Raw genomic sequence first — 24,489 nt, 5'->3', positions numbered from 1 at the left:
TTGCTTTATAATTTGGCATTCCGCTTGATACCTATATATCAATCACAAAAACTGTTTTTATGAAAAATTTATCCAAAATGTTATTGGCGCTGGCGCTGTTTGCCGCGCTTTCTTCATGTCTTCCAAGACCACCGGCTCCGCCAAGGCCGCCAGAACCACCGCACAGACGATAAAAAAACAAGCCCGGAAATTTTCCGGGCTTTTATTTATATTTAAAATCTTGTCTTTCTTGGATTCAAAAAAGTATTAAAAATCATTACTTCCGTTCCGAACCTGGCTTCTACACGTTCTGCAATATTCTTAAGTTCGCTTTGTACAAAGTCTTCCCTTAGATCATCATTATCAAAAACCAGCAAGAGATTATAATTTTTCCCTTCATCAATATAATCACTATGCACCTCAGACAGGATATATTTATTGACATCCAGTAAATTTTCTGCCATCAGAATCAATGTTTCATCGATATAATTTTCCCATTCTTCCAGATTGTTTTTCGTACAGTGGAAAGTTATGCTTAATACGCTCATATTTTATGATTTTTTTAATATTTTGAGTAAAATTCTACGGCAAAAATCGGCAAATTTTTCGTAAATTAGCCCGTTAATAAAAATTCAAAAAAAATAATTTTCAGACATACAGCTAAGGGTCTGACTGTCATTATAATAAAATTTGTTTATGCAAAAAGAAGGAGAAAGACTGATTCCCATCAATATTGTTGATGAAATGAAGTCGTCTTATATCGATTATTCGATGTCTGTTATCGTTTCAAGGGCGTTACCTGACGTGAGAGACGGCTTGAAACCCGTTCATAGAAGAGTACTTTACGGTATGTATGGATTAGGGGTTTTTTCTAATAGAAAATATTTAAAATCTGCTAGAATTGTTGGAGACGTTTTAGGTAAATATCACCCTCACGGAGATTCTTCTGTATACGATGCAATGGTAAGGATGGCTCAGGACTGGAGCCTTCGTTATCCTCAGGTAGACGGGCAGGGTAACTTCGGTTCAATGGATGGTGATCCGCCGGCAGCAATGCGTTATACCGAAGCAAGATTAAAAAAGATTTCTGATGAAGTACTTTCAGACTTAGACAAAGAAACGGTTGATTTTCAGAATAACTTTGACGACAGCTTGCAGGAGCCAACGGTTTTACCTTCTAAAATCCCCAATCTTTTAGTAAACGGAACTTCCGGTATTGCGGTAGGGATGGCCACCAATATGGCACCACACAATTTATCGGAATCGGTGGATGCTATATGTGCTTACATCGATAACAGGGAGATCACTATTGATGAACTGATGCAGCATATTATTGCTCCGGATTTCCCTACAGGAGGTATCATTTACGGATACGACGGCGTAAGGGATGCATTCCACACCGGGAGAGGAAGAGTAGTCCTTCGTGCTAAAGTTGCTTTTGAAGAGATAGGAAACAGAAATGCAATCATTGTAAATGAAGTTCCTTATCAGGTAAATAAAGCCGAAATGATTGCCAGAACGGCAGAACTGGTGAAGGAAGAAAAAATCCCGGGAATCTACGAAATCAGAGATGAATCAGACAGAAGAGGACTTCGTATTGTTTATGAATTAAAAAATGATGCAATTCCGAATGTTGTCTTAAACTTATTATATAAATATACTTCACTTCAGACTTCTTTCAGTGTTAATAATATTGCGCTGGTACATGGGAGACCGGAGCAGCTGAATCTGAAAGACATCATCCACCATTTTGTGGAGCACCGTCATGAAGTAATCGTAAGAAGAACCCAATTTGAGCTTAGAAAAGCAAAAGAAAGAGCTCATATTTTGGAAGGTTTCATGAAAGTGATCGGAACACAGGATTCACTAGACAGAGCCATCTCTATCATTCGTCACTCTGCTAATCCGCAGGCTGCAAAAGAAGGATTAATAGAGGCCTTTGAGCTTTCTGAGATCCAGGCGCAGGCAATTCTTGATTTACGTCTTGCCCGTCTTACAGGAATGGAGCTTGATAAGATCCGTGATGAGTACGATACGATTATGAAAGAAATTGCTGATCTTGAGGACATTCTGGCTAATGAACCAAGAAGATTCCAGATCATCAAAGATGAATTAATTGAAGTTAAGGAAAAATATGGTGACGAAAGAAGAACCGAAATTGATTATTCGGGAGGTGAAATGTCTATCGAAGATATTATTCCTAATGAATCTGTAGTACTTACCATTTCGCATGCCGGATATATCAAGAGAACTTCGCTTTCAGAATACAAAATTCAAAGCAGGGGAGGTGTAGGAAACAAAGCGGCAACAACAAGAGATTCTGATTTCCTTGAGTATATCGTATCTGCAACCAATCACCAGTATATGCTGTTCTTCACAGAAAAAGGAAGATGTTACTGGTTAAGAGTATTCGAAATTCCTGAAGGTTCCAAAACGGCAAAAGGAAGAGCGGTTCAGAATTTGATTAACATCGAACCGGATGATAAGATTAAAGCTTACATCAGAACCAATAACCTTAAAGATTCTGAATATGTAAACCAAATGAGTGTAGTAATGGTTACTAAAAACGGGACCATCAAGAAAACATCACTGGAAGCGTATTCAAGACCAAGAGTAAACGGGGTTAATGCTATCGAAATCCGTGATAATGACCAGCTATTAGGGGCTTATCTTACCAATGGTACATCACAGATTATGATTGCTACTAAAAATGGTAAATGTATCCGTTTCCCGGAAGAAAAAGTAAGAGAAGTAGGAAGAGGATCTATCGGGGTACGTGGAATTGCAATGGATGATGATGATGAAGTAATCGGAATGATTGTGGTAAATGATGTAGAAAAAGAAACCGTTCTGGTAGTATCTGAAAAAGGATACGGAAAAAGAACTGCCGTAGAAGATTACAGAATTACCAATAGAGGGGGAAAAGGAGTTATCACTTTAAATATTACTGAAAAAACAGGAAATCTGATTGCCATCCAGAATGTAACGGATGAAGACGGATTAATGATCATTAATAAATCCGGAGTTGCCATTAGAATGGGAATGGATGAAATGAGAGTAATGGGAAGAAATACCCAGGGTGTACGATTGATCAACCTTAAGAAAAATGATGAAATTGCTGCTATTGCAAAAGTAGCAATGGATAAAGAAGTAGAAGATTCTGAAGAGAATGAAGAAATAGAAGGAACAGTAGCTGATAACCACGAAAACGATACAGAAGCTCCGCAGACAGATCATAATGCAGAAGACAGTGAGAATTCTGATTCGGAAGAATAAAATTGTATAATTAATATAAAATAGTGATTATGAAAAAGCTAATTTTAGGGATGGCTATCGTAGCATCAGCTTTTGTTTTCGCACAAAAAGGAGATGTGAACGCTCAGCTACAAGAGGCTAACAAAACAGCAATGGATGCATATAATGCTAAAAACTATGCTGTAGCGGCTCCTAAGTTTATGGAAGTTTACAACTTACTTAAATCGAATGGACAGGACAATAAAGTATATATGTATTACGCAGGACTTAATTATGCTTTGGCAAATGATTATCCGCAGGCTTCAAAAATATATACCGATCTTATCAACTCTGGCTATACCGGCGTTGAAACAACCTATACTGCAAAAGATAATAAAACAGGACAGGTGTCAAGTTATGATCAGAAAACATGGGAAATACTGAAGAAAACAGCTTCCAAAGATTATTCTGACTTCAAAACTCAACAATCGCCTAGTGTAGAATCTGATCTTTATGAAACTTTAGCAACGATTTTACTGAATACCAAGAAAAATGATGAAGCACTGACTATCATTGAGAAAGGTTTGGCAAAGTTTCCCAATAATGCTAAATTAAAAGAATATCAGGGAACTGCATTGTATGCATCCGGAAAGACAGATCAGTTTATGCAGAATCTTAAGGATCAATTGGCTAAAAATCCTAATGATGCTACCAACTGGTATAACTTAGGAGTTCTTCAGTCTAAAAACCCAGCGACGGTAAATGAGGCTATTACTTCATTACAAAAAGCTATTGAACTGAAGCCGGACTTTGGAAATGCTTACCAGAATCTTGTTTACGCCGTAATTGGTGATGATGAAAAAGCAGTGAATGAAATCAATGCATTAAGAAAAACAAAACCAGACGAAGCAACAAAGCTTATTGAAGCAAGAAAGGACAGATTCAGCAAAGCATTACCATACGGAGAAAAATGGTTGCAGGCAATGCCGAATGACCTTACAGCTGTTCAGACTATGAAAGATGTCTACAACACAACAAAAAATACAGCTAAAGCTAATGAAATGAAAGCTAAAGAAGCTGAACTTCAGGCCAAACAGGCAAAATAAATAGAAAAACCGAAACAACATTGTTTCGGTTTTTTTATGTTTAAATCAGGGATTAAATACGAGCTCAATTATCCGAGAACAGTTACTCCCTTCTGAATCATATCATAGATTGCATCTCTGCCGTTATCCGGCTTTACATTCACAGCTCTTGTTCCGTTAAAATGGAGACAAGTAACATATCCGTTGTCTACAGCATCAGTACATGTATATTTTACACAGTAATCCATAGCAAGGCCAACAATCTCCAGAAGCTGAATATCATGATATTTCAAAAAATCATCAAGTCCGGTTTTCATGAAATGATTATTATCCTGAAAACCGCTGTAGCTGTCAATCTCAACATTTTTTCCTTTCTGGATAATGTGGGTAACTTTATCTCTGTTAAGGTCTTTGTGAAATTCTGCACCAAAAGTTCCCTGAATACAGTGGTCCGGCCACATGAACTGCGGAACACCGTTTAAAATAATACTTTCTCCTACTTTTCTGCCATTATTGCTGGCAAAACTTTTATGATTAGCAGGATGCCAGTCCTGTGTCAAAACAATCTGATCGTATTCATTTTCTTCCATCAGGGCATTGATGTACGGAATTACCTCATTGGCTCCCGGAACCGCCAGTGCGCCGCCTTCACAAAAATCATTCTGCACATCTACGATTATTAACGCTTTTTTCATATTTAGAATTCTCGAATTTTTGATAAATTTACAAAAACAAACAGCAAATAGTCATCCAAATCAGATTTATCGGACAAATAGACATTTATGAAATTCTCTACATTCCGGGACTTCAGGACAATCGGTGATTAAAACGATTTAAATCTCAATAAAAAAATGAACGATATTGAACAAAAAAAGTTCCCGATAGGTACCTTTGAAGTACCTGAAAATATTTGTGATATTACACTCGACGAATATATAAAAGTCATCAAAGATTTTCCCGGAAAACTTAAAAACCTGATTGAAGACTTCTCCGATGATCAGCTTGACACCCAATACAGACCAGGAGGCTGGACCGTACGACAGCTGGTAAACCATATTGCAGACAGCCATATCAACAGTTTCATCCGATTCAAACTGGCGCTTACAGAAGAAAATCCTACAATAAAACCTTATGACGAAGCGAAATGGGCAGAACTTCAGGACAGCCTGAATATGCCTGTAAAACCTGCCATGAGAATCATCAGAGGGACCCATCAAAGGTGGACAACATTGTTGAAAAGTATGACCAACAAGCAGTTTGAAAGAACCTTTCATCATCCGGAACATAACAAAAACTATGATTTAAGACATTGCCTTGCCTTGTACGCCTGGCATTGCAACCATCATTTTGCTCATATCGAAAATCTTAAGAAAGAAAAAGGGTGGTAAAAAAAAGCCTTCATAACCCTGAATGTTTTGAAGAAATCATAAACAGAATTCATCTTCTGGACAAAAATTCCCGTGCGCTGTGGGGCAAAATGAATGTCTGCCAGATGATGAGACACTGTAATCATGTGCTTCAGGTTCCGCTCGGGAAAATAAAACTTCCGGAAATTAACCGTTTGTTTGCAATGGTTGGAAAGATCACCAAGTGGGAGATTCAGGTTTTTAATAACGGAATTCCCAGAAATATGCCTACTTTTCAAAAACTTATTATTAATTTTGAATGTGATTTTGAAGAAGAAAAAGAAAACCTTCTGCAAACGCTTGAAGAATACAGCACATGTTACAAGAATAATAATCTCCCGGGACGCCATGTTCTTTTCGGTTTAATGAAAGAAAAAGATTGGGGATTTCTGGAATATAAACATCTTCATCATCATCTAAAACAATTTAAGGTATGAGTTTTTTTGACAAAATATTCGGTGGAAAAGAAGAAGGTTCTGAAAAGAATCAGCTCTGGAAATATATAGAATCTGAAGAGAATCTTAAAAAAGCAATCGAACATTCCTTCACCAGGAAGATTGCCATCTTCAAACATTCCACAAGCTGTTTTATCAGTAAAACGGTTTTAAGGAATTTTGAAAAAGAAATTGAAAACTCAGACCAAAAACCGGACTTGTATTTTTTGGATCTGCTTGCCCACAGGGACTTATCCAATAAAATAGCTTCGGATCTTGGTATAAGACATGAAAGTCCCCAGTTACTGGTGATTGAAAACGGAACAGTGATCAGCAATGCTTCGCATCAACATATATCGGCAGACCAAATCGTATAATGAAGAATATCAATAATTATTTATCCAAAGTTCTGGACGTTCCTTTAGAAAAAGTGAATCTGTGTAGTCTGCATTATGAAGTAAAGAAAATACCTAAAAACCAGTTTCTTTTGCAGTACGGCGAAATATGCAGATACATTTATTTTGTTGAAAAAGGATTGCTCAAAATGTATTCTATTGATAAAAACGGCAAAGAACATATTATTCAGTTTGCTCCGGAAAGCTGGCTTATTTCAGACCGTAGCAGTCTTTATTTCAATGAAAAATCCATTTATTATATAGAAGCGGTAGAAGATTCGGAAGTTTTGCTCCTCCATCCTGATTTTATCAATAAGCTGATTGGTGAGTTCCCCAACAGTCTTGAAAAAAGCGATATTCTTCTCCAGAAACATATAAAAAGCCTTCAGGACAGAATCAATTCTTTATTAGGAGAAACCGCTGAAGAACGCTATATGAAATTTATAAAAATGTATCCGGACCTGCTGATGAGAGTTCCACAATGGATGATTGCTTCTTACTTGGGAATTACTCCCGAAAGTCTGAGCCGTGTACGAAAGGAACTTGCAAGAAAGAATTTTGTTCCGGACAGCAAATAGATTACTAAAATATTGAAATTGACCATAGCTAGCTATCGGTCTTTTTTTATGATCATAATCATGTTTTTTCTAATAGAATATATTTAACTTTGAAAGACACACCAAAATATAATATTATGAAATTTACAAATTCCAGAGCATATTCGGCTTATCACTGCAAACGGATTCCGGACAGAATCCTGAAGATTGCAAATTACTTTAACAATAATCACTACTAGCCATTCTACCAACTGTTATTTAAACAGCTGATAAAAAATATACCTATTCTGATAAAAAATTAACCGTTTATTAGTAAACGGCTTTTTTGTAGGTACATATCAAAAAATCATTATTGAATTTAATAATGTCAAATAGTTAATGATGTTGACAATTAATAATTTTTATATTGAAAATAGATATTAAAAATTAAAACATAAACATTAATAAATTAAATTGATTAAACAAAATGCAATAAGGTTCAAAATTTGCATTCATATTAATATGAACTAACCAATACTATTTACTAGGAATGCTTACTATTTAACATTTAAAAACAGCTAACATGGTTATTAAAGAAGAAGTTCTGCATTCGGTAGGCGCAATTATCAGGCATTACCAGCCTGGAGAAATTATTTTTAACGAAGGAGATGTGCCAAAATATTATTATCAGATCATAACAGGCCAGGCAAAACTGAATAATTACAGCGACGATGGTAAAGAGATCATACAGACTCTTTTGGAAGAAGGTCAAAGTATAGGAGAATCATTACTTTTTATTGACAAAGTATATCCTGTCAATGCTGTTGCCATTACAAAATGTTCTGTCAAAAGGCTGCCTAAAACAGTTTTTCTTGATTTGATTAAATTGTATCCTGAGATTTCATTTGAAATGAATAAAACACTTTCTCAGAAGCTTTATTTCAAGCTGATTATGGCACAGAATCTATCATCCCAGAACCCAACAGCAAAACTTACGGTATTAATGGATTATCTGAAAAGTTTTCAGGAAAATCAATCACCATACTCTTTCATGATCCCACTTACAAGACAACAGATGGCAAGTCTTACAGGTCTTTGTGTAGAAACAGCTATCAGAACCATTAAAATCATGGAAAGAGATAAAATTGTAAAGATTAAAGACCGGAAAATTTTGTATTAAATCTAATTTTTTTTAATTTAATACGATCTTAAAAACTTTAAAAAATGAAAACAGTCAGCTGCATGAATATCGAGCCTGAGCTCCTCTTCTCATACGGTGCCGAAAATAAATTGTACAGGCATAATGAGATGATATACAGAGAAGGTGACCATGCGGCTTATTACTATCAGGTTGTTAAAGGAAAGGTAAAACTAAACAGCTGTAACGAAGAAGGAAAGGAATTCATCCATAATATTGTCGGTGAAAAGCAAAGCTTCGGGGATGCCATGATTTTTGTTGAAAATTTCTATGTAATGAATGCTGTTTGCATCGCTGATGCAGAGCTCATAAGACTTTCCAAAAGCAACTTTCTTAATCTTCTTAAAAACAATCCCGATGTATCCCTTGAAATGAATGCCTGCTTATCGCAAAGATTATATTTCAAGGCCATTATGTTGCAAAACATGTCTTCACAAAACCCCATTATCCGCCTGGAAGGATTACTCAATTACCTTAAAAGCTATCACGACGGAGATTGCGGGCAATGTTTCCCTGTAGAACTCACCAGACAACAGATTGCCAATCTTACCGGGCTTAGGGTGGAAACCGTAATCAGAACCCTGAAAAAAATGGAAAAACAGGGAAAACTTACCATAAAAGACCGAAAAATTTTATATTAATATCTTTCAACATGATTTGGGTCATAAAATGGTGATATATTCTAACGTACATTTGAGTTAATTAATTCATCCATATTCTTAAAGCCTCGTACTGGGTACATCTTAAGCTCTTTAGCTTTTATGTTCATGTAAATTAACCAAAAACTCATTGCTGTCTAATACTAGTCACGGCCGGCAATACCATCACTATAATATTAATATAAAAAATTCAGTTATGAACACTAGAAATTCAAGAAATCGTAGAGGAAACTCCGGTTCATCAAGCAATCTCGAAGAAATTTATCAGTTAGGTTATGACCATGGTTATAACGATGCGTCACAGGACGAAGAATATGATGATGATTTCTCAGAGTATGAAGATTACTTTGACGAAGATGATGATGAAGACGAAGATTACGACGATGAAGACTATGATGATGAAGATTACGATGATGAAGATTATGACGATGAAGACTACGATGACGATGACGACGATAATAGAGGAAGAGGCAGAGGAAGATCAGGAAACGGAAACCAGCAGAGAGACAGCCAGGGAAGATTTACTTCCGGAGGCGGTAGAGGCGGTTCTCGTGGAGGATCAGGACGTGGTTCTGGATCAGGATCAGGATCATCGGGAAGAGGAAGAAATTCAGGAGGTTCCGGAGGATCAAGATCAGGAGGAAGAGGCAGATCTTCAGGTTCATCAAACTCAAACAGTGATAACTATGATCACAGACATGATAATCCGGGCAGGCCAAGAGGAAGCAGGAACGGAGGTGGAAGATCTTCAGGATCGGGATCCGGCTCAAATTCCGGTTCAGGCAGATCAGGATCAGGTAGCGGCAGAGGCGGCTCAAGATCAGGAAATAATGGCGGTTCAGGTCGAGGTTCCAATTCAGGTTCTGGTAACGGATCATCAAGAAGAGGTTTTGCTTCCATGAGTAAGGCAGAACGTACAAGAATCGCTCGCATGGGCGGACAGGCCTCTCACGGCGGCGGAAGATCTTCAGGTTCGGGCAGATCCGGATTTGGAGGCAGACGTAATAATTCATAATTCTTTTTCCATGATTACCTCTTTATTAATTTTTTAAAGGGGTAATCTTTTAAAATCAAACACCACATTCACATTATGGCAACAAAAACATTAGATAATAAAGATAACAGTACTACCGGTACTGGGACATCATCCACCACCACTGGATCAACAGGTTCATCAAAAAAAACAGCTTCGGTAGACAATGCTACCGTAGATCAAAATGAGATGCAAAACTCTCCATTACACAAATTCTTCGTTTCTGCACTGAAAGATGTGTATTATGCAGAAAACGCGATCATTGAAGCGTTGGGAACAATGCAGGAAGCAGCTACCACCGACGAGCTGAAAGAAGCTTTTGAAGATCACCAGCTGCTTACCCGGAAACACGTAAGCAGACTTGAAAAAGTTTTCAAACTGATTAATGAAACGCCTGAGAAAAAAGAATGTAAGGCTATAAAAGGAATCATCGAAGAAGGTGAAGAAATCATCAAATCCACGGAAGAAGGTTCCATGACACGGGACGCTGCCTTAATTATCGCTGCACAAAAAGTTGAACACTATGAGATCGCAACCTATGGCGGACTGGCACAGCTGGCTATTACCATGGGGCATGATAAAGCGGCAGACCTGCTTGAAAAAACATTACAGGAAGAAGAAGATACCGATTATGAACTGACGGAAATCGCTGAAACCTTCATCAATTTTGATGCGGAACAGGAAGATTAATCATACAATAATATCAGCCATATGGAGCTTTCTGTATGGCTTTTCTTAAATCTAAAAATAGCTAATGATAAAATTCTATTATTTCTGAATAGTTTATTTAAACTAAAAAATACCACACCAAATATAAAGAATTATGAAAGACAACAAACCGAACAACGAAAAACTGAACCAGCTGGAAGCTCACATGACATCCAATGAAAATGAAAAGCTGACGACCAATCAGGGGCTGAAAATCAATAACAATCAGGATTCCCTGAAAGCGGGAGACAGAGGTCCTACTTTGCTTGAAGATTTTATTTTAAGAGAAAAAATTACCCATTTTGATCATGAAAGAATTCCTGAAAGAGTAGTTCATGCACGTGGATCAGGAGCACACGGCGTATTTAAACTTACCAAAAGCCTCGCAGAATTCACAAGAGCCAATTTCTTATCCGAAGTCGGAAAAGAAACTCCTGTTTTCGTAAGATTTTCAACGGTTGCCGGAAGCAGGGGGAGTACTGATCTTGCAAGGGATGTAAGAGGATTTGCCGTAAAATTCTATACTGATGAAGGAAATTATGATCTTGTCGCCAATAATATGCCTGTATTCTTCATTCAGGATGCTATTAAATTCCCGGATCTTGTACATGCCGTAAAACCGGAACCTCACAACGAAATACCGCAGGCGCAGTCTGCACACGATACCTTCTGGGATTTTATCTCTTTAATGCCCGAAAGCATGCACATGATCATGTGGCTGATGAGTGACCGGGCAATCCCGAGAAGTTTTTCAAGAATGGAAGGATTTGGAGTTCATACCTTTAAATTAATTAATGATGAAGGAAAAGCACACTTTGTGAAATTCCATTTTAAACCGAAATTAGGAGTACATTCCGTAGCGTGGGATGAAGCTCAGAGAATCTCGGGAGTTGATCCTGATTTCCACAAAAGAGACCTTTGGGAATCTATTGAAAACGGGATGTTCCCGGAATGGGATTTCGGAGTACAGCTGATTCCTGAAGAAGATGAATTCAAATATGATTTCGACCTTCTTGATCCTACTAAGATTGTACCCGAAGAAGAAGTTCCGGTTCAGCTTATCGGAACATTAACATTAAATAAAAATCCGGAAAACTTTTTTGCTGAAACGGAACAGATTGCTTTCCATCCCGGACATGTGGTTCCCGGAATTGATTTCACTAATGATCCGCTCCTTCAGGGAAGACTGTTTTCTTATACCGATACACAACTTATCAGATTAGGTGGTCCTAATTTCCATGAAATCCCGATCAACAGATCCGTAAATGTTGTTCATAATAACCAGAGAGATGGTTATATGAGACAACAGATCGCAAAAGGAAAAGTAAGCTATGAACCGAATTCAATCGGCGGAGGATGTCCTTTCCAGGCAATGATGAAAGAAGGAGGTTTTGTTTCCCAGGAAGCAAGAGTTTCCGGAGCTAAAGTAAGAGAAAGAAGCAAAAGCTTTGTAGATCATTATTCACAAGCCAAATTATTCTACAATAGCCAGTCGATGCCGGAAAAAATGCACTTGCAGAATGCACTGATTTTTGAGCTTTCAAAAGTGACCATCCCTGCAATCAGAGAGAGAATGGTAAGCCAGCTTGCCTTTGTTGATAAAGATCTTGCTTCAAAAGTTGCGGCTAAAGTAGGGGTTGAAGTAAAAGAACTCAACTTCCCGAATCAAAGTATTCCTGCAGACGCAGATCCTTCAACGTTACAAAGCGAAGAAAGAGAACCTGAAACCAAAATTTCAGAAGCATTAAGCATGCAGAATACCGTTAAAGATACCATTATGGGCAGAAAGATCGGCTTTATTATGGGAGACGGGGCAGATGCAGCAGCAATTAATGATTTAAAAACTCAGCTGGAAGCAGAAAATGCAGTGGTAGAGATCATCGGAACAAGTATGGCTCCCGTAAAGGTAAGTGACGGCTCATCACTTATTCCGAAACATTCTTTAACAAGCAATTCCAGCGTTTCCTTTGATGCTCTTTACATTGCGGCAGGAGAAAATTCCACCAAAGAATTACTGACTCCCGAAAACAAGCAGCCTGCTCTGAATTATATCAACGAAGCATACAAACACTGTAAAGCCATTTATTTTGGCGAAGGGACCGAACCATTATATATGAACAGTAATATAAGCATGAAAGATCATATCGATCCTGCTATCGTTATCGCTGAAGATGAAAATCCTGCAGATAAATTTATTACAGCAATTGCAAATCACAGAGTCTGGGATCTTGAAATAGAAAGAAATGCCAGAAAATAATTAGGAAGGCAGTAAGAAGGGGAGGTATCGTCCAATTTTAGATGTTTATCCGGTAAATTATGATAATTTCAAACTTGGACAGATTTTTGATAAAGTATTACTATCAAGGCCGGCCAGTGCAACGTTCATGCAATTATTGATGAATTGATGGATCATGTGCAAAGCGGCAGAGTAAAACTGGATGATATTATCCCCATCAGCTTTCACTTGAAGAGGTTTCAAAAGGATACGAAATCTTTGATAAAAGCAGACGGATGTAAAAGAGGTCCTTGATCCCCGTAAGACTTCACGTCTTAAAAAAAAATACACACTAACACACTAAATATTAGAATTATGGAATTTCAAAAAAATCTTCTGGAGTATATCAGCCAGTCATTAATGACCACTGATGAAACGATTTCAGTTGCAGAAAGCGTTACCTCAGGATGTTTACAGCTTGCTTTCTCACAGATGCCCAACGCTTCAATGTTTTACAAAGGCGGCCTTACTTCATACACCTTGCAGGAAAAAGTAAGGTTATTGGGAGTTGATGCGCATGAAGCAGAAGAATGCGACTGTGTTTCAGAAAATATAGCTGAAACAATGGCCCTCAATGTTGCAAAACTTTTCGAATCCGACTGGTCGATTGCAACAACAGGATATTGTACCCCTATACGCAATTCTTCATACAAAATTTTTGCCTTCTTTTCATTTTCTTACAAAGGAGAGATTATTTTAACGAAAAAGCTCGAACTTCATCCTAAGACACAGGCCTTAAATGCCCAGTTGTATTATACTGAATTTATTTTAGGATGTTTTAAAAGTGAGATCAATCAGTTATTAATTCTAAAGTAAGGTCTATGAACAGAAAAAATGAATATGCGCTGGTTACGGGAGCAACCAGCGGGATCGGCTATGAGCTTGCAAAACAGTTTGCAAGCAATGGATATGATCTTGTGATGGTTGCCCGCAATCATGATGAGCTGAAAACAAGAGCCGATGAATTTAAAAGTTTCGGCATTAATGTAATTACCATCGCTAAAAATCTTTTTATTGAAGAAGACGCCTATTCTTTATATTCTGAATTAAAATTAAACGGTATCAGTCCTTCAATCCTTGTGAACGATGCAGGGCAGGGCGTTTATGGAAAATTTCAGGATACGGATCTGCACCGTGAAGTAGATATTGTTAATCTGAATATCGTTTCTGTCCTTATTTTGACCAAAATGTTTTTGAAAGACCGCTTACCGAAAGGTTCCGGAAAGATCCTGAATCTGGCTTCTATTGCAAGTAAGGCTCCGGGTCCGTGGCATTCGGTGTATCATGGGACCAAAGCATTTATTTTATCCTGGTCGGAAGCCATCAGGGAAGAATTGAAAGATACCGGAATTACAGTAACAGCCTTATTACCCGGGCCTACGGATACCGATTTCTTCAATAAAGCAGATATGAATGAAAGTAAGATCCTGGAAGATAAAGACAATCTTGCATCACCGGAAGAAGTAGCTATTGATGGTTTTAATGCCTTAATGAATGGTGATGACAAAGTTGTTTCGGGATTAAAAAATAAACTCACCGTAGCCATGTCCAATATTGCAACAGACAGCATGGCCGCACACAGAATGGGAGAAATGCAAAAACCGGTCAATGAAAAATAGATTATTATGGCAAATTTAAAATTAGAAAATAAAACAGCACTCATCACAGGAGCAGACAGCGGAATCGGTAAGGCAGTAGCATTACTTTTTGCAAAAGAAGGAGCAGATATTGCCATTATTTATTATTCTGATGATGAAGATGCAGAACAAGTAAAATCAGAAATTAAAAACCTGGGGAGAAAAGCTTCTATTTATAAGGGAGATGTTAATGATTATAAATTCTGTGAAGAGACCACCCAAAAAATAGTTTCCGAATTTGGAGGAATTGATATTCTTGTCAATAATGCGGGAACCCAGATTCCATCGGACAATATTGTTGATCTTGAGGAAGAGAATATCAGAACCACGTTCAATTCCAATATTATAGGAATGATCCTCTTGACAAAACTTGTCTTTCCTCATTTAAAACAGGGAAGTTCTGTCATCAATACAACATCCGCGGTAGCCTATCAGGGACATGAAGAACTCCTGGATTACTCGGCTACAAAAGGAGCGATTGTTTCGTTTACACGCTCTTTGGCTTTACAGTCGAAACCGAAAGGCATTCGCGTCAATGCTGTAGCTCCGGGACCGGTAGCCACGCCATTAACCAAAGAAACTTTCGGGGAAGAAGAAGACGATCCGAACAAGCCGCCTTTCGAAAGAAATGCAACACCGGAAGAAGTGGCTACAAGCTACTTGTTTCTTGCAAGTGAAGACGGCGCGCAGATTACGGGACAGGTACTTCATCCAAACGGTGGTATTGTCGTTAACGGATAATCAAAACCTAATAATTATGAAAACTACTGCTTTATTGCTGGGGATTATAAGTCTTTTCGCACTGTCATCATGCAAATGTGATTTTGACGAAGACGAACCTAAAAATAAATATGACGGAAACAATTCCGGCACCAACAAAAACAATGGCAGTACATCTGAAAAAGATACACTGCAGATCAAGTAAGTTTAACCAAAATTCTAAATCATGTACAGAGACGGGGCAAGAAAAAGTATATGGCAGGAAGAAATCAGGAAATTTTCCTCGGATGCCGACCTTCAGCAACTCTACGATGTCGCAGTAGTTGGTGGAGGAATCACCGGCATTTCTACTGCCTTAAAGCTGCAGCAGGCCGGAAAGAGATGCATTCTTCTGGAAGCTGCCAATATCGGTTTCGGAACAACCGGCGGAACAACCGCACACCTTAATGATTTTTTTGATACTACCTTTAATCAGGCCATCAGTGATTTCGGACAGGAGAATGCACAATTGCTGGCAGATACAGGTCAGGAAGCCATTCGAATTATAGAAAACAATATACAGCAATATCAAATAGACTGCGATTTCCAGAGAAAGATCGCTTATCTCTTCGCTTTAGACGAAAAACAGGAGAAAGAGCTTGCCGATATTGTGGAAGGTGCCGAAAAAGTAGGCCATACCATGAATTATGTAGATGAAATTCCTTTTCCGATACCATTTAAAAAAGCGGTGACTATTCCTGACCAAGCACAGTTTCATCCGATAAAATATATTAAAGGACTTTGTGAAGCATTCATCAGTTTAGGCGGGATTATTCAGGAAGACTGCCGTTGTGAAAGCCACGATGAACAGGAAAATTATGTTGCCTTAGAAACATCCAAAGGAGAAATCAAAGCTAAAAATGTGGTGTATGCTACCCACATTCCACCCGGACTCAGTGTCCTTCACATTACCAATGCACCTTACAGAAGCTATGCTATTGCCTTCAGCCTGAAAAGCGGCAATTATCCTGATGATCTGGGATATGATCTTATCGATCCTTACCATTATTACAGAACCCAGGAAATTGACGGACAGACGCTGCTTATCGCAGGAGGTGAAGACCACAAAACCGGCCACGAAGAAGATACGGGCGAATGTTTTTCGCGCCTGGAAAATTATGTAAGGAAATATTTTGATGTGGAAACAGCTTATTACAGCTGGTCCAGCCAGTACTATGAACCGGTAGACGGATTTCCGTATATAGGAAAACTTCCGGGAAGCAGCGGAAAGATTTTTACGGCAACCGGATTCAGAGGAAACGGGATGATATTCGGAACCATTTCTTCACAGATTTTATCAGATCTTATTGTTACGGGAAGCAGTAAATACGAAAATGCTTTCAGCCCGTCCAGAATAAAACCTATTGCAGGCTTTGCCGATTTTGTCAAAGAAAATGCAGTGGTCGCTTATGACTTTATTAAAGACAAACTTTTTGCAGAAAAGATTAATTCGTTGGCAGAAGTAAAAGAGGGTGAAGCAAAAGTTGTGAAATATGAAGGTGAATCCTATGCTTTATATAAAGAAACTAACGGAAAAGTACATTTGGTAAAAAGCACCTGTCCTCATGCCAAATGTGAAGTACGGTGGAACAGCGCGGAACTCAGCTGGGACTGTCCGTGTCACGGTTCAAGGTTTAACGTCAACGGAAAACTTCTTACCGGACCTACGGTGAAAGATCTTCCGAGAGTAGATACAGATTCAGAAAATTAACAATAAGGTTATGTCTAAAAAAGGGTTTTTATATCGAAACAGTTTGAGTATTGTTTTGATTATCTTTATGATTTCCTGTCTTGCTGCACAATTTTTTACGGGCTGGAAAACAGAAAATAAAGAATTGGCTGAAAACGGAGAGGCTGCATTAAGTATCGGACAATATGTTCACAGCGGACATTTTATCCAGGCTACTTTTGAAAACTGGGAAAGTGAATTTTTACAGATGATGCTGTATGTTGTTTTAACGGTTTCACTTCGTCAGAAAGGCTCAAGTGAATCAAAATCACTGGAAGGAGAGGAAGATGTAGACAAAGAGCCTGTTCCTCACGCTAATGCTCCATGGCCCGTTAAAAAAGGCGGAATCTGGCTGAAGATTTATAAACATTCTTTATCCCTGGGTTTTGCTCTCTTGTTTATCATCAGTTTTTCACTTCATTTTTACGGAAGCCTGAAAGATTATAATGAAGAGCAGATCTCAAAAGAAAAACCTACGACTACTGCAACAGAATATATCACCGAATCCCGTTTTTGGTTTGAATCTTTCCAGAACTGGCAAAGCGAATTTCTCGCCGTGGCCTCACTGGTGATTCTCTCTATATGGCTCCGGGAAAAAGGTTCTCCGGAATCCAAACCGGTGGATATGCCGCATAATGAAACACCTTAGTTTCCTCAATTCTAATTAAAAAAGGGCTGCATCATTTTAATGCAGCCTTTATTGTATTTAATCCGTTTTGTATTTTGATTCATTTCGTCACTTTGAGTAGATTTTTGAAAAAAATCGTATCGAAAAGTTTTAATTTTGAAGATAAATCCATTCTCGATACATTTTTTCTCCACTTTGTTGCGAAAAAAAACTCGAACTGAAGAAGCTACTATCAAATTCTTCCAAATGCACAACGGGTTTATTTATTAACTTTTATGAAGGTTATTTAAACCTGAGCCTTTCCTTCAACACCATCTGAGTTATCCGTTGTATTTCCGGTAACAGCAGCGGTTACAAAATTAACAAGACTTACGAGTTTGCCTACTTTAGTATCCCAGTAATAAGATTCTGTAGGTTCTACACGGATAATGGAAACATTAGGATCATCTTTTCCTTCCTCAAACCATGCTTTTGCCATTGGTGACCACTTATCTTCAATGGTTGAACGGTCTTTGTAAATAGTAGCATTCCCAAAAACCGAAAGATACTGATAGTCACCGTTATTCATAAAGAACAACTGAACTCTTTTATCATCTTTGATTTCAAAATTTTTGTTGCTTGTATCACCACTGATAAACCATAGATTTCCTTCGTCATCCGTTTCCTGAAGAGTCATTGGCCTTGAATTGATAGGGAGCGTCTCCAGCTCCGTACAAAACATACAGATTTTTGCACTTTCGGATAAATCCTTGATTTTTTTAATAGCGTCCTGGTGAGTAAGATTTTCTGTTGACATAATTTTATATATTTTAGTGATTTGATAAAAATTACAGTTTACTATTCAAAAATCCGACCATAGTGACGTCTCGATTCAAAAATTATAAACAATACAGCACTTGTAATAATCTCTTTTTCTGTATAGAAAATTAAACTATTTAGCTTTAAAGCATTAATTTATTCACGAATAATTTCAGACTATAGAAAAGGAAGAAAGGTTTTTAATCGAAAAAGATTCAGGCATTTTTTATAAACAGGAAGAAGTTCAGTATTTGATATAAATTATTTCTGATTCTGAAACTTTCTCAGTATTTTTACTGAACTTTTAATTTAAAGAAAATGATTCAATACTTAGATAATATTCATCACAAAGATTCAAAAAACTTTTTTCTCGTCGCAGGTCCTTGTATTATTGAAGGCGAAGATATGGCGCTTAAGATTGCCGAAAAAGTTGTGGAACTTACGAATAAATACAATATTCCGTACATTTTTAAAGGAAGTTTTAAAAAAGCCAACCGAAGCAGGGTAGATTCTTTCACGACAATTGGTGAAGAAAAATCGCTGGAAATTCTTAAAAAAGTAGGGGAGACTTTTAATATTCCGACAACAACGGATATTCACGAAAATGAACATGCTGCTTTGGCTGCACAATATGTAGATGTACTGCAGATTCCTGCATTCTTGGTTCGTCAGACTGATCTGCTGGTTGCTGCGGCACAAACCGGGAAATGTGTGACCCTGAAGAAAGGACAGTTTCTTTCCCCGGAATCCATGAAGTTTGCAGTTCAAAAAATAACAGATTCCGACAATCAGAAAGTGGCGATTATTGAAAGAGGAAATTCTTTCGGATATACCGATCTTATTGTAGATTACAGGGGAATTCCGACGATGAGAAATTACGCCCCGGTGATTCTTGATGTTACGCATTCCTTGCAGCAGCCTAATCAAAGCTCAGGTGTTACAGGAGGCCGGCCGGATCTTATCGAAACAGTGGCAAAAGCCGGAATTGCGGTAGGTGCAGACGGAATTTTCATTGAAACACATCCTACACCGGAAACCGCTCTGTCTGATGGCGCGAACATGCTGAGACTTGACCTTTTGGAAGATCTGTTACAAAAATTAACGCGGGTAAGAGAAGCAATACTTTAATTGGCATTTTTACCTTACTGAAATAACATTTAAAGCGATCTTAATAAATGTTAACAAAGTGTAAATAAGTTAAAATAAAATTTATATATTCACGTTTGAAATTTTAAAACATTTCTTTTGAAAAAACTAGTTTTACCATTGAGCCTTATGGTTCCTGCATTAGTATTCTCTCAGGTAAGAAAAAAGAAGGATACGATGAAAACCGCTAATATTGAAGAAGTGGTGTTTCAGAAAAAAGTGACAGGAAAAACCAATGACCTTACTACGGTGAAAATATCGGCCAAAGATGCTCAGAATGTTGCGAGTATTTCCGGAGGTATTGAGGGAATTATCAAAACATTACCTTCCGTAAACTCCAATACGGAGCTTTCTTCACAGTATATGGTTCGTGGCGGAAACTACGATGAAAACCTTATCTACATCAATGATATTGAAATTTACAGACCTTTCCTGATCAGAAATTCTCAGCAGGAGGGGCTTAGTATTATCAATCCGGATATGGTTTCTACGGTAAACTTCTCTGCCGGCGGCTTTGAACCCAGATATGGGGACAAGATGTCTTCGGCACTAAATATTTATTACCGTGAACCTGAAAAATTCGAGGTTTCTGGTGAAGGAAGCTTAATCGGCGGAAGACTTACCACAGGTTTTGCCGCAGGAAAGGATAAGGAAGGAAATAGGAAATTAACGGCTTTGTTCTCAGGCCGGTACAGGAATACCAATCTTGTTCTTAACACATTAAAGGAGGATACGGACTTCAATCCGAAGTATATGGATTTTCAGACGTATCTGAATTATCATTTCAGTCCGAAGTTAACACTGTCTTTCATAGGATTCTACTCTAATAATGATTATGAAATGATTCCTAAAGAAAGGGAAGTGGATTTCGGAAGCCTGCAGCAGCCTCTCAAGCTGAATGTTGCTTATGGAGGTCGTGAAGATGATAAGTATAAAAATATGATGGGAACCGCATCATTGAATTTCAAGCCCACGGACAAATGGCGATTTACCCTTGATGCATTTGCTTATCAAAACCGTGAAAGAGAATATTACAGTATTGCTTCGGCGTACGTTCTGCAGACTTTTGATCCGGTAACCGGAGATCCGGTAACGTCATACGATGCAGGGGGGCAGATTGAGCATGCACGGAATGACCTTTTTGTAAAAACATACGGTGCACAGTTCAGGACGCGCTTCTCACCAAACGTGAATACGGATGTTGAAGTAGGATTCAAATATGAAAAAGAAAATCTTAAAGATTTTACCAATGAATGGCGGCTTGTAGATTCTGCAGGATACAGTCTTCCGCACGAAGCATTTATCGATCCCAGAAATGCAGGCGACTTAAATCTGATGTACAATATTGCAGGCAGAAACCATATCCAGCCTACAAGGATGTCTGCGTATGCACAATATTCCCAGAAATTTTTCTGGGGCAGCAATAAAGTATTTGTAAATGCCGGAGCTAGAGTTGCCCACTGGAGTTTTAATAATGAAACCATATTTTCTCCAAGAGCTCAGTTTGCCATTAAGCCGGATTGGGATACGGATATGTTGTTCAGACTTTCGGGAGGAATTTATTATCAGGCGCCTTTCTATAAGGAAATTAAAGACCTTGAAGGCAACTTCAATTCTTCTATAAAATCTCAGCGATCCATACAGGCTATTTTAGCCAACGACTATGAATTTTATATGTATGACAGGCCGTTCAAATTGACAACAGAACTGTACTATAAAAAAATGAATGACCTGATTCCTTATTATATGGACAATGTAAGAATACGGTATACAGGAAAAAATAATGCTTCAGGATATTCCTACGGAATTGATACCAGGCTTTTTGGGGAATTTGTTCCGGGTGTAGATTCATGGCTGTCTGCAAGCTATGCAAGAGTATATGAAAATATCGACGGGAAAGGGGATATTCCCAGACCGACAGACCAGCGATTCAGGTTTGCGATGTTTTATCAGGATTATATGCCGAGATTTCCTGCTATGCGTGTTAACTTAACTCTTGTCTACGCAATGGGCCTTCCTACGGGAGCACCGATACTTACTGATCCCTATCAGTATCAGAAGACATTGCCATCTTACAAAAGGGTAGATCTTGGACTTTCTTATGCATTTATTGATCCTAAAGAAAAGAAAAATACTTATGGATTCTGGGAGAATTTTGAAGAACTTACTTTAGGTGTTCAGGTATTTAATGCCTTTAATATCAGAAATACGGTGGCCAACCAATGGATTACGGATGCCAATACCAATTTTATGTATCCGGTTCCGGTACGCCTTACCGGAAGGTTTTTCAATGTAAAACTTGAATTTAGAATCAAATAATGAATATAAAAGAACTTCTGGTAAGAGGTTCTTTTTTTCTGAATTGTGTAACAACCTTACAAAATTTTATAACAACAATACCCTATATATTTTTATATTTGTTCATTAATAATTTATCATTTAAGGAATGAAAAAATATGTCATTGCAGTTGTATTAACTGTATTTTCCATAATTTCGGCTTCAGCACAATCTAAAAAGAATGCACAGGTTTCCGTGTTGTATCAAAACTATATTACCATTAAAACAGCCCTGGCTTCCGATGACGCTGAAAAAGCATCAAAAGTGGCATCCCAGTTTATTAAATCCTCTTCAGAAGTCAATAATAAAATAATTTCTGAAAAAGAATTAAATACGCTTAGAGAAGACGCTAAAACTATTGCAGCTTCCAAAAATATTTCAGTTCAGAGAAAATCTTTTTATCAATTATCTGATCAAATGATAGCACTGGCAAAAGAATTTAAAGTATCACAAAATCCGGTATACGTCCAATATTGTCCGATGGCTGAAGGAAGCTGGCTGAGTGATGAATCAAAGATTATCAATCCGTATTACGGGAAATCAATGTTGTCGTGCGGGAATGTGAAGTCGGTGATTAAGTGAATGAATTAATTTATTAATCGAATGGCAGTTATGTAGTTAAATTATAAAAAGCTTTAATATTAAAAGAGAGTATTATTTAATTTTTTTACAATAAAAATCGGAACCTGAAATCAAGCTCCGTTACTATATTTTAATTATTTTAAAGTTTTCAGTTTATTGATAATGTCATTTTGCTTTCTGATAAAGTTTTCAAGACTGTCCGTTTCTAAAGGATGTGCATTTTGATATTTTTCTATTTCTCCTAAAGTTTTTCTGATTTTAAAGACATCATACCAAGTATAGATTTCGAAATAATTCTGATTGATTTTTCTTTTCAATTCATTAAGTCTTTTTGTTTTAAGAAAATAACTTTCTTCACTATTTTTTAGAAGACTCAGTATTTCTTTTTTAGTACCAGAATCCCGAATCGATTTAGCTCTGTATTCTGCGATTTCGTAATAATTTTCAGAATTAACGATTACATCATTGTAAATTTTCATGATCTGATGTTTATCATTTTGAATATCCGCTATTTTAGAATCCAAGCTCTGCATATCCTTATTATTTTTAATATACTCAGTATAAATACCGTCCAGGATATCCTGAGTATTTCTTAATCTCTTGATGGGAAAGTCGGATTCTATATTTTCTGCTGCTTTTTCTACCATTTGAGTTCCATCAGTTTTTCCGTCTGAGCAAGAAACAATTAAAAATATAAAAGCTGCGTTTATCAGTTTTTTTATCATGGTTATTTAATGGAATTAAACCTTTAAAATTATGAATAAAAAACGGAGCCTGAAAATCAAGCTCCGCCATGTATTTAACTTAAAAATTATTTACCCAGATAAGATTTTAAAATCTTACTTCTGGTGTTGTGTTTCAATCTCTTGATCGCTTTTTCTTTGATCTGGCGAACCCTTTCTCTCGTAAGATCAAAAGTTTCACCGATTTCTTCAAGGGTCATCGGATGTTTGCCGTTCAGTCCGAAATACAGCCTTACCAGGTCTGCTTCTCTCGGTGTAAGTGTATTTAATGCTCTTTCGATCTCAATCTGTAGCGATTCAAGCATCAGATCTTTATCCGGACTCGGTGATTCTCCTGAACGTAATACATCGTAAAGATTGGAATCTTCTCCTTCTACCAAAGGTGCATCCATAGACAAATGCCTTCCGGAATTTTTCATTGATTCCTTAATATCTTCCTCACTCATATCAAGAACTTCTGCCAATTCCTCCGGTGAAGGCGGTCTTTCATTTTCCTGTTCAAGGTGAGCGTAAGCTTTGTTGATCTTATTGATAGACCCGATTTTGTTCAATGGTAATCTTACAATTCTCGACTGTTCTGCCAAAGCCTGTAAGATCGACTGACGAATCCACCAAACTGCGTAAGAGATAAATTTGAAACCTCTAGTCTCATCGTACCTTTTTGCCGCTTTCATAAGTCCCAGGTTACCTTCATTGATCAAATCCGGTAAAGAAAGACCCTGATTTTGGTATTGTTTAGACACCGATACTACGAAACGAAGGTTAGCCTTGATTAATTTTTCCAACGCGGCTCTGTCACCGGCACGGATCCTTTGTGCTAATTCTACTTCTTCATCCGCAGTAATCAATTCAACCTTACCAATTTCCTGCAAATACTTGTCTAATGAAGCAGTTTCCCTATTGGTTACCTGCTTAGTGATTTTTAATTGTCTCATCTATTTTTTCCTCAAAAAAGAGTTTCTATACTATTATACGTTGGAGATAAGCAAAAGGTTACAAATATTTCAATTAATTTTTATTGAATTAAATTACATCTGGGAAAATAATTGTAAATTATGCGTTCTGCACTCTTTAAGGCGATTTTAATTCCAGCATTACTTTAGAAATGTTATTCAGGGGAATTTTATTTTTTAAGCCTTAATTGAATGAGCTTTTAATTTAGAATTGTTCTATTATTATTAGGAGCT

At 37.5% G+C, this 24,489-nt stretch carries 25 protein-coding genes; 20 read left to right on the top strand and 5 right to left on the bottom strand.

Features of this window, described 5'->3' with window-relative positions:
- Nucleotides 1-212 precede the first annotated feature (212 nt).
- Entirely contained in the window at nucleotides 213-527 is a 315-nt protein-coding gene (locus U9K52_RS06310) for a DUF4286 family protein (RefSeq protein ID WP_248393375.1), read from the bottom strand.
- 148 nt (nucleotides 528-675) lie between these two features.
- On the opposite strand from U9K52_RS06310, the gene gyrA reads away from it, so the two are divergent.
- Nucleotides 676-3,255 carry a DNA gyrase subunit A gene (gene gyrA, locus U9K52_RS06305; RefSeq protein WP_248393377.1) on the top strand — a complete coding sequence of 860 codons (2,580 nt, stop codon included), beginning with the start codon at nucleotides 676-678 and terminating at the stop codon, nucleotides 3,253-3,255.
- A gap of 29 nt (nucleotides 3,256-3,284) precedes the next feature.
- A complete protein-coding gene (locus U9K52_RS06300) occupies nucleotides 3,285-4,319 on the top strand; it encodes a tetratricopeptide repeat protein (RefSeq protein WP_248393380.1) in 1,035 nt (344 codons plus the stop codon).
- 68 nt (nucleotides 4,320-4,387) lie between these two features.
- Here U9K52_RS06300 and pncA read toward each other — a convergent pair whose 3' ends face one another.
- Complete coding sequence (pncA, locus tag U9K52_RS06295; protein WP_072882881.1) at nucleotides 4,388-4,993, bottom strand: bifunctional nicotinamidase/pyrazinamidase; 606 nt, start codon at nucleotides 4,991-4,993, stop codon at nucleotides 4,388-4,390.
- A 156-nt stretch (nucleotides 4,994-5,149) separates the two neighbouring features.
- Here pncA and U9K52_RS06290 point away from each other — a divergent pair, with 156 nt between their 5' ends.
- The 15 genes from U9K52_RS06290 to U9K52_RS06220 all read left to right on the top strand — a co-directional run bounded on the left by U9K52_RS06290 (nucleotide 5,150) and on the right by U9K52_RS06220 (nucleotide 17,716).
- Complete coding sequence (locus tag U9K52_RS06290; protein WP_322925675.1) at nucleotides 5,150-5,686, top strand: YfiT family bacillithiol transferase; 537 nt, start codon at nucleotides 5,150-5,152, stop codon at nucleotides 5,684-5,686.
- Nucleotides 5,680-6,141, top strand: coding sequence for a DUF1569 domain-containing protein (locus tag U9K52_RS06285; protein WP_312174115.1), 462 nt, complete (start codon nucleotides 5,680-5,682; stop codon nucleotides 6,139-6,141). The genes U9K52_RS06290 and U9K52_RS06285 overlap by 7 nt, the downstream gene beginning before the upstream one ends.
- Nucleotides 6,138-6,515, top strand: coding sequence for a bacillithiol system redox-active protein YtxJ (gene ytxJ / locus U9K52_RS06280; RefSeq protein ID WP_263603147.1), 378 nt, complete (start codon nucleotides 6,138-6,140; stop codon nucleotides 6,513-6,515). Before U9K52_RS06285 ends, ytxJ begins: the two co-directional genes overlap by 4 nt.
- Nucleotides 6,515-7,111, top strand: coding sequence for a Crp/Fnr family transcriptional regulator (locus U9K52_RS06275; protein ID WP_248393388.1), 597 nt, complete (start codon nucleotides 6,515-6,517; stop codon nucleotides 7,109-7,111). Before ytxJ ends, U9K52_RS06275 begins: the two co-directional genes overlap by 1 nt.
- 541 nt (nucleotides 7,112-7,652) lie before the next feature.
- Nucleotides 7,653-8,249 carry a Crp/Fnr family transcriptional regulator gene (locus U9K52_RS06270; RefSeq protein ID WP_322925674.1) on the top strand — a complete coding sequence of 199 codons (597 nt, stop codon included), beginning with the start codon at nucleotides 7,653-7,655 and terminating at the stop codon, nucleotides 8,247-8,249.
- Between the two features lie 44 nt (nucleotides 8,250-8,293).
- Complete coding sequence (locus tag U9K52_RS06265) at nucleotides 8,294-8,908, top strand: Crp/Fnr family transcriptional regulator (RefSeq protein ID WP_322925673.1); 615 nt, start codon at nucleotides 8,294-8,296, stop codon at nucleotides 8,906-8,908.
- Between the two features lie 214 nt (nucleotides 8,909-9,122).
- The gene (locus U9K52_RS06260) at nucleotides 9,123-9,941 is read left to right on the top strand and encodes a KGG domain-containing protein (protein WP_322925672.1); all 819 of its coding nucleotides are present in this window, start codon (nucleotides 9,123-9,125) and stop codon (nucleotides 9,939-9,941) included.
- A gap of 75 nt (nucleotides 9,942-10,016) precedes the next feature.
- Complete coding sequence (locus U9K52_RS06255) at nucleotides 10,017-10,649, top strand: ferritin-like domain-containing protein (protein ID WP_322925671.1); 633 nt, start codon at nucleotides 10,017-10,019, stop codon at nucleotides 10,647-10,649.
- Between the two features lie 133 nt (nucleotides 10,650-10,782).
- A complete protein-coding gene (locus tag U9K52_RS06250; protein ID WP_312174108.1) occupies nucleotides 10,783-12,924 on the top strand; it encodes a catalase in 2,142 nt (713 codons plus the stop codon).
- A gap of 333 nt (nucleotides 12,925-13,257) precedes the next feature.
- Nucleotides 13,258-13,758 (top strand): CinA family protein, encoded by a 501-nt coding sequence (locus tag U9K52_RS06245; RefSeq protein ID WP_248393402.1) that lies wholly within the window; start codon nucleotides 13,258-13,260, stop codon nucleotides 13,756-13,758.
- A gap of 5 nt (nucleotides 13,759-13,763) precedes the next feature.
- Nucleotides 13,764-14,561: an SDR family NAD(P)-dependent oxidoreductase gene (locus U9K52_RS06240; protein WP_263603140.1), complete on the top strand. Its 798-nt coding sequence runs from the start codon at nucleotides 13,764-13,766 to the stop codon at nucleotides 14,559-14,561.
- Nucleotides 14,562-14,567: 6 nt separating this feature from the next.
- Nucleotides 14,568-15,320 carry an SDR family oxidoreductase gene (locus U9K52_RS06235; protein ID WP_322925670.1) on the top strand — a complete coding sequence of 251 codons (753 nt, stop codon included), beginning with the start codon at nucleotides 14,568-14,570 and terminating at the stop codon, nucleotides 15,318-15,320.
- Nucleotides 15,321-15,336: 16 nt separating this feature from the next.
- A complete protein-coding gene (locus U9K52_RS06230) occupies nucleotides 15,337-15,504 on the top strand; it encodes a hypothetical protein (protein WP_248393413.1) in 168 nt (55 codons plus the stop codon).
- A gap of 21 nt (nucleotides 15,505-15,525) precedes the next feature.
- Nucleotides 15,526-17,049: an FAD-dependent oxidoreductase gene (locus U9K52_RS06225; RefSeq protein WP_322925669.1), complete on the top strand. Its 1,524-nt coding sequence runs from the start codon at nucleotides 15,526-15,528 to the stop codon at nucleotides 17,047-17,049.
- A 10-nt stretch (nucleotides 17,050-17,059) separates the two neighbouring features.
- Nucleotides 17,060-17,716 carry a DUF6766 family protein gene (locus tag U9K52_RS06220; protein WP_322925668.1) on the top strand — a complete coding sequence of 219 codons (657 nt, stop codon included), beginning with the start codon at nucleotides 17,060-17,062 and terminating at the stop codon, nucleotides 17,714-17,716.
- A 265-nt stretch (nucleotides 17,717-17,981) separates the two neighbouring features.
- Here the strand turns inward: U9K52_RS06220 and U9K52_RS06215 are convergent, their stop codons facing one another.
- The gene (locus U9K52_RS06215) at nucleotides 17,982-18,491 is read right to left on the bottom strand and encodes a pyridoxamine 5'-phosphate oxidase family protein (protein WP_263603135.1); all 510 of its coding nucleotides are present in this window, start codon (nucleotides 18,489-18,491) and stop codon (nucleotides 17,982-17,984) included.
- Nucleotides 18,492-18,811: 320 nt separating this feature from the next.
- Between U9K52_RS06215 and kdsA the strand changes: the two genes are divergently transcribed.
- From kdsA to U9K52_RS06200, 3 genes are all read left to right on the top strand, one after another.
- Nucleotides 18,812-19,621, top strand: a complete 810-nt coding sequence (gene kdsA / locus U9K52_RS06210) for a 3-deoxy-8-phosphooctulonate synthase (protein WP_322925667.1) — start codon at nucleotides 18,812-18,814, stop codon at nucleotides 19,619-19,621.
- 117 nt (nucleotides 19,622-19,738) lie between these two features.
- On the top strand, nucleotides 19,739-21,958 hold the full coding sequence (locus tag U9K52_RS06205; RefSeq protein WP_312174102.1) for a TonB-dependent receptor plug domain-containing protein: 2,220 nt from the start codon (nucleotides 19,739-19,741) through the stop codon (nucleotides 21,956-21,958).
- A gap of 127 nt (nucleotides 21,959-22,085) precedes the next feature.
- The gene (locus U9K52_RS06200) at nucleotides 22,086-22,559 is read left to right on the top strand and encodes a DUF3347 domain-containing protein (protein ID WP_322925666.1); all 474 of its coding nucleotides are present in this window, start codon (nucleotides 22,086-22,088) and stop codon (nucleotides 22,557-22,559) included.
- 134 nt (nucleotides 22,560-22,693) lie between these two features.
- On the opposite strand, the gene U9K52_RS06195 is transcribed toward U9K52_RS06200, so the two are convergent.
- Nucleotides 22,694-23,284 carry a hypothetical protein gene (locus tag U9K52_RS06195; protein WP_322925665.1) on the bottom strand — a complete coding sequence of 197 codons (591 nt, stop codon included), beginning with the start codon at nucleotides 23,282-23,284 and terminating at the stop codon, nucleotides 22,694-22,696.
- Nucleotides 23,285-23,370: 86 nt separating this feature from the next.
- Nucleotides 23,371-24,237: a sigma-70 family RNA polymerase sigma factor gene (locus U9K52_RS06190; protein ID WP_002979276.1), complete on the bottom strand. Its 867-nt coding sequence runs from the start codon at nucleotides 24,235-24,237 to the stop codon at nucleotides 23,371-23,373.
- Nucleotides 24,238-24,489: the final 252 nt, after the last annotated feature.

This window comes from Chryseobacterium sp. MHB01 (assembly GCF_034651565.1).
Taxonomy (GTDB): Bacteria; Bacteroidota; Bacteroidia; order Flavobacteriales; family Weeksellaceae; genus Chryseobacterium; species Chryseobacterium nepalense.
Note: the sequence above shows the minus strand (reverse complement) of the source record. Positions and strands in the feature narration are given on the sequence as shown.